The organism is Polaromonas sp. AER18D-145, assembly GCF_002379095.1.
In the GTDB taxonomy this organism is placed as follows: domain Bacteria; phylum Pseudomonadota; class Gammaproteobacteria; order Burkholderiales; family Burkholderiaceae_C; genus Polaromonas.
In genome coordinates this window covers 63,707-79,349 of record NZ_NBZV01000018.1, presented here as the reverse complement: position 1 = coordinate 79,349, position 15,643 = coordinate 63,707, and the positions used below count along the sequence as shown (strand labels likewise).

Here is a 15,643-nt window from a genome sequence, read left to right as displayed (position 1 = left end):
GTGGGCGGCAGCATCAGGTTTTCCTCGGCGGTCAGGCTGGCGAAGATGCCGCGTTCTTCGGGGCAGTAACCCACGCCCATGTGCGCCACCTTGTGCGGCGCCAGCTTGATGGTTTCTTCACCGTTGATGCGGATCGAGCCCTTGCGCGAGCCGGTCAGGCCGACGATGGCGCGCATGGTCGTGGTGCGCCCGGCGCCGTTGCGTCCCAGCAAGGTCACCACCTCGCCCTGGTGCACCGTGAGGTTCACGCCGTGCAGGATGTGCGACTCGCCGTACCAGGCGTGCAGATCCTCGATGCGGAGCAGCTCTTTAGTCATGCGGGCCTCCGTGTGGCACCGATGGAGACAGGCACAGGGGCGCATTTTTTCGCCGGACCGTCCCAAGGGAAATTAGCCCCCTTGGGGAGCAGTGCACGACAAGAAGTGAAAAGCGTGGGGGCCAACATCTAGTGTGCTCCCTGCAGTTCGGTGCTCGCGGCACCCATGTAGGCTTCGATGACCAGCGGATTGCTGGAAACCTCGGCATACGGGCCGTCGGCAATGATGGCGCCGCGCTGCAGCACCGTGATGCGGTCGGCAATCGACGAGACCACGTTCATGTTGTGCTCCACCATCAGGATGGTGCGCCCGGCGGAGACCTTCTTGATCAGCTGCGTCACCCGGTCCACGTCTTCGTGGCCCATGCCCTGTGTGGGTTCGTCCAGCAGCATCAGCTCGGGTTCGAGCGCCAGCGTGGTGGCCAGCTCCAGCGCGCGCTTGCGGCCGTAGGGCAGGTTGACGGTCATCTCGTCGGCGAAGTCCTGCAGGTCCACCTCGGCCAGCAACTCGCGGGCGCGTTCGTGCAGGTGAAACAGCGTGCTTTCGGACTTCCAGAAGTGAAACGAGGTGCCCAGATTGCGCTGCAGGGCGGCCCGTACATTTTCCAGCACCGTCATGTGCGGAAAGACCGCCGAGATCTGGAATGAACGGACAATGCCGCGCCGCGCGGTTTGCGCCGGCTTTTCGGTCGTGATGTCGTTGCCGTTGAACAGGATGGTGCCGGTGGTCGGGTGCAGAAATTTGGTCAGCAGGTTGAAGAAGGTGGTTTTGCCGGCGCCGTTCGGGCCGATCAGCGCGTGGATGTGGCCGCGCTGAACTTTCAGGTTCACTTGGTTGACGGCCACGAATCCCTTGAATTCCTTGGTCAGGTTCTTCGTCTTCAAGATGACATTGGTCATCGGATCTCCATTATTTTTTTGTCGGTTTTAGGTTCGTATACTTATTCGAAGTCCAGTCGATGTCCCGGTTTGGTTGGCGATCAATATCGCTACTTCGAATAGGTTTGCATTCGTAGAAGCAACAAGCGTGCCGGTGCATCAAGTGGATCAAAGGACTGGGGAAACCTGATGAACTCGATGAGGTTTCCGGAATCAGTTGGTTTTGTGACTTCTTTACAGGCACTCACCGCAGTCAGTTTGTATTCAATAAGAACACTCGGAAGCATGGGTGTAGGCGCTGCTTGTTCATATGGTTTTCCCTGGGCGGATGATTGGAACGCATGCGCATGATTTCGCGTGGTGCATCAACAAACGCTCAGAAAAAACCTGATATCAAATTTGAGAGGCGTCGAAATTGCTCATGTTGCCAGCGGGCGTACCAAACGAAATTCCGATCGCATCGAAAACTTGACGACAGCTTTTAACATTGATCGGCAAGCGTTTCGTGTTTGCCTCGTGAATGGAGGAGGTGTCTTTTGTGGATGCGCATTGCGACGCAAGGTCGACATTTCTTGGCGAATCAAAAGGAAATCAGCTTTTTTTGCATGGAATGGAACTTGCGTAACATCACGGTCAGCATCGAAATGTCTATTCCAGAAGGAGCAGCGTCATCGATGCGGATTGAGGAGGCGGAAAAGCAGGAGCACGAAAAAATGAATGAATGTCCTTGGCGAAAAACCGGTGAGGCCATCACGTATCGTGCTGTTCATTTATTGCAAGCCTCTGCCGCCGGGCAGTCGTATCTATCTATAACTGGAGAACAAATGAAGCACATACTAAGTACAGCCATCGTTGCGGCGGCATCGGCGGTATCGTTGCCGGCGGCGGCGCAGATCTCGGACGATGTGGTGAAGATCGGCGTCATTGTGGACCAGACCGGGGTGTATTCCGCCAACGGCGGCCCCGGCGCGATTCGGGCGGTAGAAATGGCGATCAAGGATTTCGGCGGCAAGGTCAATGGCAAGCCCATCGAACTGGTGTCGGCAGACTACCAGAACAAGGTCGACATCGCTTTATCCAAAACCAGGGAATGGATTGACCGCGACAAGGTTGACATGATCATCGAATCCACCGACTCTGCCGCGGCTATTGCCATGCAAAAGCTGGGCGCGGACAAGAAACGGATCATGATTTTCGCGGGATCGGCCAGCACCGCTCTGACCAATAAGGAATGCTCACCTTACGGTATTCATTACGTCTACGACACCTATGCACTGGCCACCGGCACCGGGCGCGCGGTCATGCAGCAAGGCGGTGATACCTGGTACTTTCTGACGGCTGATTATGCTTTTGGCAGCTCGCTCGAAAAGGACACCACCGCCGTCATCCGCGAAATGGGCGGCAAGGTGCTGGGCACCGTCAAGCACCCGCTCAGCGCCTCCGACTTCTCCTCGTTCCTGCTTCAGGCGCAAGCCTCGAAGGCCAAGGTGGTCGGGCTGGCCAATGCCGGCCGGGACACCCAGAATTCGGTGCGCCAAGCCGCCGAATTTGGCCTGACCAAGGGCGGACAGAAGCTGGCGACCTTGCTGCTGTTCGACACCGACATCAAAGGAATGGGACTGCAGGTCGCGCAAGGGCTGTTGTTTACCACTGGCTATTACTGGGATCGGAACGACGAAACGCGGGCCTGGTCCAAGCGTTTCTACGACATCCACAAGGCTATGCCGACCATGATTCAGGCTGGCGCCTACTCGGCGACAATGCACTATCTGAAGGCGGTACAGGCCGGCGATACGGATAATGCCGACACGGTGATGAAAAAAATGAAAGACACCGAGATCAATGACTTCTTCGCCAAAGGTGGAAAAATTCGCGCTAACGGCCGTATGGTGCATGAGATGTACCTGGCGGAAGCGAAGAAGCCGTCGGAATCGAAAGGGGAGTGGGACATCGTCACCATCAAGCAAACCATCCCCGGCGACCAGGCCTATCAGCCCTTGAGCGAAAGCACTTGTCCGCTGATCAAGCGATAAGGAAACCAGGAGGCGAAGCTACCACGTCATATGGCGTCGCTTCCTGTCGGTGACCGCATGGGGCCAAGCCTGTTGCCCGCCAACAGGCTTTCTGCGTCGTGATCCATTCACCGGGCGTTCGGTGGATTTTTCGCGGGCGGGGACCTTTTCATTTGCGAGTAGTCAGGGTAATCCTGTTGCAATCGAAGGTGTGGCGAGGTACGGCGTCAATTTTTTGTTGAACCATGAATTGTGAGGGATGCATGACATCACTTCCTGATGGGTGCCCGGACGTGCCGGGCGTGCTCCTGATCTTGAATGATGTGCTGAAAGGCATGGAGCTTGAATTCAATCGCTGGTACCAGCAGCAGCATATTCCCGAACGGCTTGCGATCGCCGGATTTAATGCGGCGCGACGTTATCAGGCCTTGGGGGCGCAACCTGCTTACATGGCCGTCTATGAGTGCAGCTCAATCGAGGTGCTGCAGTCGCCGGCGTATCAGGAGTGTCTTGCCAATCCCACCGATTGGACCAAAAAGATCATGCCGAATTTTCGCAGCACGTTGCGATCCGCTTGTCGCGAAACCTGGTCGATTGGAGAGGGAGCGGGGGGCACTGCCATTGTGGTCCAGTGCAAGCCGATTCACGGGAGAGAAAACGACGCCCGCTTCTTTGTCAAACATCATCTTGGACCGCGCCTGATGGAGTCCGATTGCCTGGTGCGTATGGCGCTGTGGGAGTCGGATGAAGCGATTACAGGCGATGCCAGCCCCGAAATGGGGTTGCGAGGTGTGCGCGATAATCACGTTCATTGGGTACTGTTCATAGAGAACTATGATCTTGCACAATCGGCGTTGGCGCTGCACAAGCAGTGGCTAACGGGAGAGTGCGCGGAAAATGGACTATTGATCGGTTCGTGGGCGAGATACCAGTTGATTTGCAGGCGCGCCGCGCAATGAGTCCATCCTATGGATCGGGCCACATTCCCCGCTCTTCTGCCGTCTGGTAGTTGACACAACAAGCCACATACCAGTCCTGCTCATCGGCAGGATCAGGCCGCCGGCAGCTTTTTATACAAATAAGCCCGTGAAATGCCCAGCTCCTCGGCGACCTTTTTCTTGTTGCCGCGATGCTTTGCCATCGCCGCGCTGATCATCGCCTTTTCCATATCCTCGACGGCATCCCGGATTTTTCCTCCGGGAGGCAGGATCGCCGATGGCATCAGCTGCCTGGATTCGTTCGGAAGGTCCTTTTGTGCGGCTGCCGCGGACAGCGGTCGAAAGTCTTCGATCGTGATCTCCTGACCATCACAGAAAATCGCCGCCTTTTCCACTTCATGCAGCAATTGCCGCACATTGCCCGGCCACGATAACTCGCGCAGGTAACCGTAGACCTTGGGGTCGACCCGATTAACGGAAATACGCTGGCGGGCAGCAAAGGCGGCTAAAAAATTCTCCACCAGATCGGGGATATCTTCCAGCCTCTCGTGCAGACTAGGCATGCGTATAGTGACCCCGCTGATGCGGTAATACAGATCCAGGCGGAATTCGCGAGCGTTGATCATTCCCTGAAAGTCCCGGTTGCTCGCGCAAATCAGCCGGAAATCCGAATGGCGGGGGCGGTCGCCGCCGACCCGTTCAAACATTCCGTCTTCCAGTACCCGCAGCAGCTTGACCTGAATTTCGGGTGGCATGTCGCCGATCTCGTCGAAAAACAGCGAGCTTTTGTCCGCCAGTTCGAACTTGCCCTTGCGCCCCTTCTTTTCCGCTCCGGTAAATGCGCCCGCTTCGTAACCGAACAGTTCGCTTTCCACCAGTCCGCTAGGCAACGCGGCGGCATTGACGAAGACCATCTGATTCTCGTTGCGTGAACTCAATCCGTGCATGGCATGCGCCGCCAGCTCCTTGCCGGTGCCGCTTTCACCGATAATCAATACTGGCACATGAAGAGGCGCGACTTTCACGATATCGGCCTTCAACTGCCGGATGGCATCGCTTTTTCCCACCATCTGCTCCAGGCTATAGGAACGCCGCTTCAAGCCTGATAGCTCGCGTCGATAAAATTCCACTTCGGTTCGAAGCTTCGTTACCTCGCTACTGAGTTCACGCACCGTTTCAGGCCCCTTGAACATGACTCGGCCGATAGCGCCCACTATTTTTCCGTTGTCCATGATCGGGATGCGCGCGACGACGCGCGTTACGCCGCCCATCTCCTGCAGTTTGCCGATTTCGGCCTTGCCGGTACGAACCACTTCGTGCAGATTTGTGTTTTCAATGACATCGGTAACGTGCTTGCCGATTCCCTCGCCACGCTTTATGCCGAAGAATGCCTCGTGTACCGGCGGCACGAATTTGATGCGCGCCTGATCATCCACGACGACCATCGACTCGTATGGGCTGTTGATGAAGTAGCTAAAGATGGCGTGGGCAAAGTCGACGCTCGCAATGAAGTCAAACAGCGACGGTTCGCCGGTTGCGGAATGAATAAAAAACACGATCGCATCGGGCGTTACGCGAAAAATTGCGAGCAGGCGCAAATGTCCTTCGAGCGCCACAAACCCGGTAACCTGTTGCCGTTTTTTCGGGAGTCCCTGAAGGAGTTTTTTCTGGATGGCAGGGTCGCTCGCGAAGCCGGTCGCACACAATATTGTTCCTTGCGGGTTGGCGACCAGGACGCCAAATACGGGCATTTCTCGGTTATTCATTCACTCTTTCCAAAAAAATCGAGGCTCAAGCACTCAACAGACACTTTCACGCCCTGGCGTGGTCTGGCGATTTAAAGCCTGCAGGGCCACAGTGGGTTGAGTGTATTGCGGTTGAGTGATGGGACGAGTGGATCAGGCATTCGCGGCAAACATCAAGGGGCAACGGCGCCCAGCGCCTTTCTAATGCGGCCATTGATCTGGCCAGCAATCGCATCGAGCTCCTGATAGAAGCCCCAAGGATCTGGAGATTATGTCTTATGTCTGTTCGGAATCAAATATTTTGTATTTCAAAAAGACACTTTTGTTATGGATGGAGACGCACGAATAGTCACTTGATGACACAAGTGCAATTCACACGGCTGGCGCTTCTGTTCCTTGCGGATGGTGTTGGGTGCCCGCTATCCCTTGCAGGGCTTGTGATGCATGCTCATTCTTGAGCTTTCAACCGGTGCATCGGCTTGCTTCGCCCCTTTTTCCACGGTAGTCGGCAACGACTGAAAATTGATGGCTCGGATGTTGCTTTATCAATAGCCTAAGACTTACCTCTGGACGCTTTTTTTAACCATGCTGCCTGCTGACAAACTGCCAACGCCAGACCCCGGAAATACACTGAGCATGCTGAGCGGCATACGCATACTCGATCTCACCACATCCATTGCCGGGCCCTACGCAACCCTGTTGCTGGCTGACATGGGGGCTTCGATCGTCAAGGTTGAAAGGCCGGGACGCGGCGATGATGCGCGCGCCTGGGGCCCTCCCTTTCTTGATGGCGAGTCGCTGTGGTTCTTGAGCGTCAACCGCAACAAGCAAAGTATTGCGCTGGATTATTCCAATCCAGCGGGCCTGAATGCGTTGCATGCGTTGGTAAAAGAGGCGGATGTCATCATCGTCAATCAGGTTGCGCGCAGTCAAAAAAAGCTCGGCATTGATTGTGCGACGCTGAGGGCGATCAATTCGAGGTTGATCCATGTATCGATTACCGGGTTTGGCCTGACCGGCTCAAACAGCGACCAGCCCTGCTATGACTTGATCGCGGAAGGGTATAGCGGCGTCATGGATCTCACGGGGGAAGCATGCCATGGACCGCAAAAGGTCGGAACACCGGCGGCGGACCTTCTGGCCGGCTCGGACGCGGCGCTGGCGACTTTGGCCGCACTGGTCGGCCGAGGGCAAACCGGCCTGGGGCAGTCGATCGACGTGTCAATGGTGGAGAGCATGACGCGATTCATGACGCCCAGGATCGTCCCTTATCTCGGTTCGGGGGAATTGCCCATTCGCTCCGGTGGTAAAGACAGCGTTATCGCGATTTATCAGCTCTTTGATACGGCTGATCGACCCATTGTTCTGGGTTTGGGCAACGATGGCATCTGGAGCCGCTTTTGCCAGACTATCGGACGCCCGGACATGGCCGATAAGCCCGGTTACGCGGATAACGCCGGACGACGCGCGGCGCGAAAAGAAATCGTAGTGGAGATCCAGGCAACTCTGATCCGGCATGGCCGCGAGCACTGGCTTGCATTATTCGCCGAAGCGCGTATACCCGCCGGACCGATCAACAGTCTGGACGAGGTCATCCGGGATCGGACGCTTTCCGAGCGCGGCCTGTTCTATTCGGTACAGCGGGGGAGCGTGTCCATTCCGCAGGTTGGTCTCGGCATTCAGTTTGACGGGAATAATCGAACATTCCGCAAAGCCCCGCCGCGACTTGGCGAAGATACCCAAGCCGTATTCGATTCCTGGCTGGGCTGGGGAGATGAGCAACTATCGGCGCTCGACGCGGCAGGTGTCCTGTAAGCGGCGCCTGCGCGACGCGCACCCTATCATTCAAGGAGAATTTCCCATGACCCAAAAATTTGAAACCATCATTTACGCTGAAGAGGGCCCGATCGGAACGATCACACTGAACCGTCCAAACAACGGCAATATGTTCAATGTGCAGATGTGCCATGAAATTCGTGATTGCATCAACGAAATCCGGCGTGAAACACGCACCCGCGTGATCGTCATCACCGGTGCTGGGGATCGCTTCTTCTGCATTGGCGGTGAGAAAACCGGCATGGAAGATACCCTGCTGTACGCGGGTGTGCTGCCGGTCCTGGACATGTACGAAAGCATCGACCGCCTCCAGAAACCGGTCATCGCGTCGGTCAACGGCTTCGCCGTCGGCGGCGGTAATGTGCTGCAGGTGGTCTGCGATCTGACGATCGCCAAGGAAAGCGCGGTCTTTCGTCAGGTCGGTCCGATGATGGGCAGCTTTGACGCCGGCTATGGCACCTGGTATCTGGAAGACCTGGTCGGCAAGAAGAGGGCAAAGGAAATCTGGTACATGAATCCGAAGATGAGTGCCGCCGAAGCGCTTGCCATCGGGCTGATCAACAAAGTCGTGCCAGATGACCAATTGATCTCGGCCACGCGCGCGATGGCGCTCGAAATCGCCGAACGCGGTTCGTTCGCACTGGCTTCGATCAAGGCTGCGTTCAATGCCCGCCACGGTGGCGTCGGCGGTCTGTCGCGCATGGCGCATGATCTGCTATTGCGACAAAATCTTGAAACCCAGGAATCCAGGGAGCTGTCGAAGTCCTTCGCGGAAAAACGCAAACCGGACGCGTCCAAGTTCGGACACTAACCGGATTCGCATCAATGAGTTCCGTTCTTACCCTGCTGGATCCGAAACAGGCGCGGCGATACTACGCGGACGGCATCTGGCAGGAGCACACTTTGTATTCGCTTCTGAGGCAGCATGCCGCGAGTCGTCCGGATGCCTTCGCGCTGCGCGACAGTATTCATCGGCTCACATGGGCGCAGGCGCTCGAATGGGTCGACGCCGTGGCGGCTGATCTCGAACAGGCCGGGCTGCGCAAGGGATCCCGGGTATCGGTCTGGTTGCCGAACCGGATCGAATCAATTCTGGTGTTCTTGGCCTGTTCACGCAACGGCTACATCTGCAATCCTTCGCTGCACCAGAATTACACGGCTGCGGAAATTACCCTGCTCCTTGATCGCATCGGATGCGAAGCTTTTTTTGGACAGAAGGGGTATGGCGCCGATGGCCATCGCAGCGGCATTGTGGAGCAGATTGGCGCGGTCGGCACATTGCGACGCAGCTACTGGCTCGATGCGAAACGCTCGCCGGCAAAAAATCCTGACGGCTTTCCGGCCTGCGACGGCAGAAAGCCGGACTGTGCGCCTGATGCCAACCCGGACAAGATCGTCTATCTCGCGTTCACTTCCGGTACCACGGGTGAGCCCAAAGCGGTCATGCATAGCGATAACACCTTGCTGGCCAATGGCCGTGCCATGGTCAAGGATTGGGGGCACAACGAAAAAATCGTGTTGCTGACGCTCAGCCCCATCAGTCACCACATCGGCACGGTGGCGCTGGAGCAGATGCTGGCGGCCGGTTTCGAGCTGGTGGTCAACGATTTGCCGCCCGGCCTCAAACCGGTTGACTGGATCCTGCAAGCCGGCGCCACTTACGTCATGGGCGTGCCAACCCATGCGATGGACATTCTTGCCGAGATGGAGCGGCGTGAGATGAACCGGCTTGGCCGTGTGAAGGTCTTCTACATGGCTGGGGCGGCGATACCGCGTGAAACCGCGCAGGCCTTTCTGAATCGCGGCATCCTGCCGCAAAATGTGTACGGCATGACCGAAAACGGATCGCATCAATACACGTTGCCAACTGACGATGCCGATACCATCGTCGGCACCTGCGGCCGGGCATGCGACGCTTATGAGATAAAAATCTGGAATCAGGAGAACCCTGACATTGAAGCGGCTCCTGGCGAGATCGGTGAAATTGCCGGTCGCGGTGGCTGCCTGATGCTCGGCTACTTCAATAACCAGAGCGCGACTGAAAAATCCTTCAACATCCATGGCTGGTTTCTGAGCGGGGACCTGGGCGTGCTCGATGCCAAGGGCTGCCTGACGATCATGGGGCGGAAAAAAGACCTGATCATTCGCGGTGGCCACAACATCCATCCTTCCACCATCGAAAACCTGGCGGTGACCCACCCCGCCGTATTGAAGGCGGCGGCATTCCCGATCGCGGATGAACGCCTTGGTGAAAAGGTTTGCCTGGCGGTGATTGCCAGCCATGGCGGGCCCGCGCCCGATGACATGCTGCAGCATTTGTTTGACGCGGGTTTGTCCAGGTTCGACATGCCCGAGTACTACATCGCTCTCGATGAATTCCCGCTGACACCCAGCGGGAAAATCCTCAAGCGCGAGTTGGTCGAATGGGCGAAACAAGGGCGTATCCGTCCGGTGCCGGTGCGCTGGAGCAGTGCCGGCCAACAAACATTGAAAGAAGTGAGCTGACCATGCCGATTACTTTGTCCTACCGTGAAGAATTTGCGGTCCTCACGATTGATCGGCAGGAAGCGCTGAATGCCTTGAGTTTTTCACTGATCGGCGACATTGCAGCATGCATCGAACAGGTTGCCAGATCGAGTGCGCGCGCATTGCTGGTGACCGGCGCCGGGCCAAAGGCATTTTGCGCTGGCGCAGACATCACCGAGTTGCTGGGGCAGGCGCCCGAGGTGCATAAACGCGGCGTTGAATTGGGTCAGCAGGTGTTTTCCAGGCTGGGCACGTTACCGATACCGTCTGTGGCCATCATCAACGGCTTCGCCTTTGGCGGTGGCCTCGAACTGGCCTTGTCATGCACTTTCAGGCTCGCCACGGCCAACGCCAAAATGGGCCTGCCAGAAATAAAGCTCGGCCTGATCCCGGGCTACGGTGGCACTCAACGGTTGTCACGATTGATCGGCGAGGCGCGCGCCATGGAACTGATCCTGAGCGGCCGCACGGTCAAATCGGACGAGGCGCTGCAACTGGGTCTGGTCAATCGCCTGCTCGAAGGCGATCCGATGGACGGCGGTATCGCCTTCGCACGCGAATTCACTTGCCACAGCCTGGCCTCCCTGCGCTGTGCGCGCAGCGCGATACAGCGCTCGTTGCAGACGACACTCGCCGAAGGCCTGAAGATCGAGGCCGATCAGTCGACCCTTGCCTATCAGACGGCCGACGCGGCCGAGGGCATGGCCGCTTTCCTGGAAAAACGAAAACCGGTCTTTACCGACAGGTGACAGCATGACCATGACAGGAACCATCATCGTGACCGGCGCGAGCCGGGGGATCGGCGCAGCGATCGCGCTATCGCTGGCGGAGCAGGGCTATACCGTGGCCTGTCTGTCACGCAAAGGCGAACTGCCTTCCGTGCCAGGCGCGGCTACCGCCTCGCTTGGGCGTTGCGTGGCCTTTGCCGCCGACGTCACGCACAGTGGCAGCCTGCGCGACACGTTTGCCAAGGTTGCCCAATTGGGTTTGCCGATTGTCGGCCTGGTCAATAACGCGGGAATCCACCTCGAGGGGCCGAGCGATACCTTCGCGCAGAGTGACTACGACACCGTGTTTGCTACCAACGCAACCTCGGTATTCGTCAGCTGCCAGCATATCTACCCCCACCTGGTCGCGGCAGGCGGCGGCCTGATCGTCAACATTGGGTCTTTTTTCGACAAGCTGGGTGTGAAGCGAAATCTGGCGTATTGCGCGTCGAAGGCGGCGGTCGGGGCGATCACGCGCTGTCTGGCGGTCGAGTGGGCAGGCAAGGGCATTCGGGTGATGGACGTTGCGCCGGGTTACATCACGACCGATCTGAATCGCAGCGTGATGGAAGCGGGCCCGTTGCGCGCCTATCTGGAAAAGCGCATTCCGGGCCGTGAACCAGGCACCTCGGACGATGTCGCCCGGCTGGTGCGGGGATTGTTCCTGATCGATTCGGCCTTCCTGTCCGGTGAAACCATTTACATCGACGGCGCGCAGGGCATTGCGCACTGACCATTTCCCTGATCAAAGAGGTACACAGTTGAACATTTTTGAGCGGCTTGACTCAGCCATCGAATTATCGGAAGACGAAGCGATGTTGCTCGATAGTGTCCGCACGCTGGCGCGCGGCGAATTCACGCAACGGGCGGCGCATTACGACAAGAGCGGCGAGTTTCCATGGGACAACATCAAGGCCATCAACAACCTTGGCCTGAATGCGATGTTCATTCCCGAGGAATATGGCGGTGCGCAGCTTTCCTACACCGCCTATCTGGAGTGCGTCCGCGAAATCAGCAAAGCATGCGCGTCAACCGGGATCATTTGGGCCACCAATTTTCACGCGATCAAACCGGTCGTCGACTTCGGCAACGAAGAGCAAAAAAACCGGCTGCTGCCGCGCATAGCGCAAGGCGGCCTGGTCTCGCTCGCCATCACAGAGCCCGATGCGGGATCGGATGCAACCGGCATGCGCACACGCTTTACGCCGGACGGCGACGACATCGTCATCCATGGCGGCAAGACATTCATTACCAACGGCGATGTCGCCGACCTGTACGTGTTGTTCGGAAAGTGGAGCGAGATCGACGATCCCAAGAAAGCGATTTCAGTGGTGGTTCTTGAGAAGGACACGCCCGGCTTGTCGGTGGTCCGCAAGGAAGACAAGATGGGCCACCGGGCATCGAGTACGGCGACCATTTCGTTCGACAATTGCCGCGTGCCACGCGCCAATCTTCTGGGGATGCCCGGCGCCGGACTGGAAATCCTGTTTTCGTCGTTGAACAAGTCGCGTCCCAGCGTGGCGGCGCACGCGCTGGGCATTGCCCGTGCCTCGTTCGAAGACGGTGTCGCGTACATCAACGAGCGCAGGCAATCCGGGCGCAAGATCATCGAGTTCCAGGGCATTCAGTTCATGCTGGCGGACATGGCGGCCGACCTCGCGATGTGCGAAGCCTGGCTGTGGCGCCTCGCCAAACTGATCGATGGCGGCGGGACCGATTTCGGCATCGAGGCTTCTATTCTGAAGATGCGCGCCTCGGATATCGCGATGCGCATCGCCACCGACGTGGTGCAACTGTTCGGCGGCTATGGCTATTGCAGCGACTTCCGGGTTGAGCGGCTGATGCGGGATGCCAAGATCACGCAGATATGGGAAGGCACCAACCAGGTCCATCGCCAGCTCATCGGCCGCAGTTTTTTAACCAAGTGAGGTATTCATGAGTGACATCAAGACCATCGGTGTGGCCGGCTGCGGCACCATGGGGTCGGGCATCGCCATCGTCGCCGCGCGCGCGGGCTTTCGCACCATCGTCTATGACACGCGGCAAGATGCGCTGGACCGGGCACGCAAGCAGACCGAGGGCTTCTTTGCCAAATCGGTGCAGCGCGGCAAACTGACCGAACAGCAGGTCGAGGGAATCATGCGCAATCTGATCGGGACCACCGAGCTGGCCGACATGGCCGGGTGCGACCTGATCATCGACGCCGTGTTTGAAGACTTGCGCGTCAAACACGACCTGTTTGGCAAACTGAACGAGATATGCCCGGCGCACACGATTTTCGCCTCCAACACATCGACGCTGTCGATTACCGAAATCGCGGCCGGATCCCATCGCGACGATCATTTCGTCGGCATGCATTTCTGTCTGCCGGCGCAACTGATGAAGCTGGTTGAGATGTCGCCCGGCATCAACACGTCCGAAGAGACGTTCAAAAAAGCATGGGCTGCCTGCGAAGCAATGGGGCAGCGCCCGGTGAAAACCAAGGACAACCCCGGCTTCATTCTCAATTATTTCCTGGTGCCGTACAACAATGATGCCATTCGCCTGGTCGAAGCGGGTGTCGCGTCGCCCGCTGATATTGATCTGGCGATCAAGGAAGGGCTTGGCTATCCGATGGGGCCGCTCGAACTGCTCGATCTGATCGGCCTGGACACCCAACTCCTGCTGTGCGAAGCGCTGCACGGCGTGACCCATGAACCACGCGCCGCTTGCCCACCCTTGGTCAAGCGCATGATTGCCGCCGGCCATCTTGGACGCAAATCGGGACGCGGGTTTTATACCTATAAAGACAATGCCATGTTTGGGGGCTAAGCGATGAACTATATGATTATCGATACCGGGAGCAGCCACTCTTTCCCAAACCGCCATTCACTGCTGGACGGCAAGTCGGCGGATGGCGAAGTGATCATCGTGCTCGGCACCGGGCAAGCCGAAGCGCTGGAAAAAATCCAGGGTCGTGATGCCACGGCCGCCATCCTGATTGAGTTGGGCACCGAATCACTTGGCGCCTATACCGGCGAAAGCCGCGGCACCGAAGGCTCGAATGTGCTTGGATTCGCCCGCTTCAGGCTGGGGGACGGCGAGCCTTCGAACCTGATTGAACTGGTGCGGCAGCCGAATACGCCGCAAGCCGCGATCAGCGCGGCCAGACAGGTGCTCGAAGGTGCCGGCTTCAAAGTGGCGGTTTGCTTTGATTTCCAGGGGCGCATCATCGATCGGCTGGTTCGCCCATACTACAACGCCGCTTTGCGCCGACTGGACGAAGGCCTGGCCAGCGCGGACGACATGGATCTGACCTTGCGCCTCGGTCTCGGTTATCCGGAAGGCCCGATCGCGCTGCTTGAGCGGACCGGGCTGGAGCATCATTTTGATGTGACGCAGGATTTGTTTGAAGCCTTTGGTGAGGCACCCTACGCCCCGGCGCGCCGGGCCCGCGTGGCCAAAGTCCGCGTCCAGAAAAGAGGCGGCTGACATGATGCGTCCGCTGGAGGGGATCCGAGTCCTGGATTTCAGCACACTGCTGCCGGGACCCATGGCAACGCTGGTGCTGGCCGAGGCCGGCGCTGAAGTGATCAAGATCGAGCGCCCGGGCCGCGGCGACGAAATGCGCAGTTATGCGCCCCGCTTCGGCGTGGACAGCGTCAATTTCGGATTGCTCAATCGCGGCAAGCGCAGCATCGCGATCGACCTGAAAGAAGCAGACGCGCCGGACCGGCTGCGCCCCTTGATCGAGAGTGCGGACATTGTGGTCGAGCAGTTCCGGCCGGGCGTGATGGACCGGCTTGGTCTGGGCTACGAAGCGCTGTCCGCGATCAACGACCGGATCATCTATTGCGCCATCACCGGCTATGGGCAGTCCGGTCCGCGTGCGAATGTCGCGGCGCACGATCTCAATTATGTGGCGGAGGCCGGCATGCTCGGCCTGTCGGCGGGCGCCGACGGCGCGCCAGTGTTGCCGCCGGCGCTGATTGCGGATATTGCGGGCGGCACCTATCCCGCAATCGTCAACATCCTGCTGGCACTGCGCCAGCGGGACCGCAGCGGCAAGGGCTGCAAGCTCGACATCGCGATGGCGGACAACCTGTTCACCTTCTTGTACTGGGCCATCGGCAATGGCCAGGTGGCGGGGCAGTGGCCGGCGCCTGGCGGCGAACTGGTGACCGGCGGATCGCCGCGCTATCAGATCTACCGCACCCGGGACGACAAGTTCATCGCGGCAGCCCCGCTCGAAGACAGGTTCTGGATCAATTTCATCGATGCGATTGGCGCGCCGAAAGAACTGCTGGACGACAGCCAGGCTCCGGACACGGTCAAGGCGCACATTCAGCAGATCCTGGCCGCGCAGACCGCCGAACATTGGGTCGCCTGTTTCAAGGGCAAGGACGTTTGTTGCGCGGTGGTCGCCTCCATGAAAGAGGCGGTGGATGATCCGCACTTCCATGCCCGAGGCATTTTTTCCAGGGAGCTTGTCAGTGGCGATGCGCACATCACCGCACTGCCGGTGCCCGTGGCGCCGCAGTTTCGTGGTCAAAATTTTCGCGATGGCTACCCGGCGCTGGGCGAAGCCAACGCCGAATTCGGACTCGGCAAATAAGGCCGGGTGTGCGCCACACACATCATCAAT

Annotated in this window: 14 protein-coding genes; 11 read left to right on the top strand and 3 right to left on the bottom strand. The window is 58.3% G+C overall.

The window, feature by feature from the left end; translation table 11 throughout:
* Positions 1 to 317 (bottom strand): ATP-binding cassette domain-containing protein (locus B7G52_RS11225; RefSeq protein WP_141397431.1); only part of this gene is annotated, 317 nt, incomplete at its 3' end.
* A 128-nt stretch (positions 318 to 445) separates the two neighbouring features.
* Positions 446 to 1,216, bottom strand: coding sequence for an ABC transporter ATP-binding protein (locus B7G52_RS11220; protein WP_096697683.1), 771 nt, complete (start codon positions 1,214 to 1,216; stop codon positions 446 to 448).
* A 521-nt stretch (positions 1,217 to 1,737) separates the two neighbouring features.
* Between B7G52_RS11220 and B7G52_RS11215 the strand changes: the two genes are divergently transcribed.
* Entirely contained in the window at positions 1,738 to 3,228 is a 1,491-nt protein-coding gene (locus B7G52_RS11215) for an ABC transporter substrate-binding protein (RefSeq protein WP_371329015.1), read from the top strand.
* A 242-nt stretch (positions 3,229 to 3,470) separates the two neighbouring features.
* The gene (locus tag B7G52_RS11210; protein ID WP_096697681.1) at positions 3,471 to 4,166 is read left to right on the top strand and encodes a DUF4286 family protein; all 696 of its coding nucleotides are present in this window, start codon (positions 3,471 to 3,473) and stop codon (positions 4,164 to 4,166) included.
* A gap of 92 nt (positions 4,167 to 4,258) precedes the next feature.
* Here B7G52_RS11210 and B7G52_RS11205 read toward each other — a convergent pair whose 3' ends face one another.
* Positions 4,259 to 5,911, bottom strand: a complete 1,653-nt coding sequence (locus B7G52_RS11205; protein WP_096697680.1) for a sigma-54-dependent Fis family transcriptional regulator — start codon at positions 5,909 to 5,911, stop codon at positions 4,259 to 4,261.
* 615 nt (positions 5,912 to 6,526) lie between these two features.
* Between B7G52_RS11205 and B7G52_RS11200 the strand changes: the two genes are divergently transcribed.
* The 9 genes from B7G52_RS11200 to B7G52_RS11160 are packed head-to-tail and all read left to right on the top strand — an operon-like array spanning position 6,527 to position 15,613.
* Complete coding sequence (locus B7G52_RS11200; protein ID WP_240523404.1) at positions 6,527 to 7,705, top strand: CaiB/BaiF CoA-transferase family protein; 1,179 nt, start codon at positions 6,527 to 6,529, stop codon at positions 7,703 to 7,705.
* Between the two features lie 46 nt (positions 7,706 to 7,751).
* Complete coding sequence (locus B7G52_RS11195) at positions 7,752 to 8,537, top strand: enoyl-CoA hydratase-related protein (protein WP_096697678.1); 786 nt, start codon at positions 7,752 to 7,754, stop codon at positions 8,535 to 8,537.
* A 14-nt stretch (positions 8,538 to 8,551) separates the two neighbouring features.
* Positions 8,552 to 10,231, top strand: coding sequence for a class I adenylate-forming enzyme family protein (locus B7G52_RS11190; RefSeq protein ID WP_096697677.1), 1,680 nt, complete (start codon positions 8,552 to 8,554; stop codon positions 10,229 to 10,231).
* A gap of 2 nt (positions 10,232 to 10,233) precedes the next feature.
* Positions 10,234 to 11,001, top strand: a complete 768-nt coding sequence (locus tag B7G52_RS11185) for an enoyl-CoA hydratase/isomerase family protein (protein WP_096697676.1) — start codon at positions 10,234 to 10,236, stop codon at positions 10,999 to 11,001.
* A gap of 4 nt (positions 11,002 to 11,005) precedes the next feature.
* The gene (locus B7G52_RS11180; RefSeq protein ID WP_240523403.1) at positions 11,006 to 11,752 is read left to right on the top strand and encodes an SDR family NAD(P)-dependent oxidoreductase; all 747 of its coding nucleotides are present in this window, start codon (positions 11,006 to 11,008) and stop codon (positions 11,750 to 11,752) included.
* A 28-nt stretch (positions 11,753 to 11,780) separates the two neighbouring features.
* The gene (locus tag B7G52_RS11175; RefSeq protein WP_170954748.1) at positions 11,781 to 12,947 is read left to right on the top strand and encodes an acyl-CoA dehydrogenase family protein; all 1,167 of its coding nucleotides are present in this window, start codon (positions 11,781 to 11,783) and stop codon (positions 12,945 to 12,947) included.
* 7 nt (positions 12,948 to 12,954) lie between these two features.
* Positions 12,955 to 13,830 carry a 3-hydroxyacyl-CoA dehydrogenase family protein gene (locus B7G52_RS11170; RefSeq protein WP_096697675.1) on the top strand — a complete coding sequence of 292 codons (876 nt, stop codon included), beginning with the start codon at positions 12,955 to 12,957 and terminating at the stop codon, positions 13,828 to 13,830.
* Between the two features lie 12 nt (positions 13,831 to 13,842).
* A complete protein-coding gene (locus tag B7G52_RS11165; RefSeq protein WP_240523402.1) occupies positions 13,843 to 14,490 on the top strand; it encodes a 3-hydroxyacyl-CoA dehydrogenase family protein in 648 nt (215 codons plus the stop codon).
* Position 14,491: 1 nt separating this feature from the next.
* A complete protein-coding gene (locus B7G52_RS11160; protein ID WP_096697673.1) occupies positions 14,492 to 15,613 on the top strand; it encodes a CaiB/BaiF CoA-transferase family protein in 1,122 nt (373 codons plus the stop codon).
* The last annotated feature ends 30 nt before the right edge of the window (positions 15,614 to 15,643 follow it).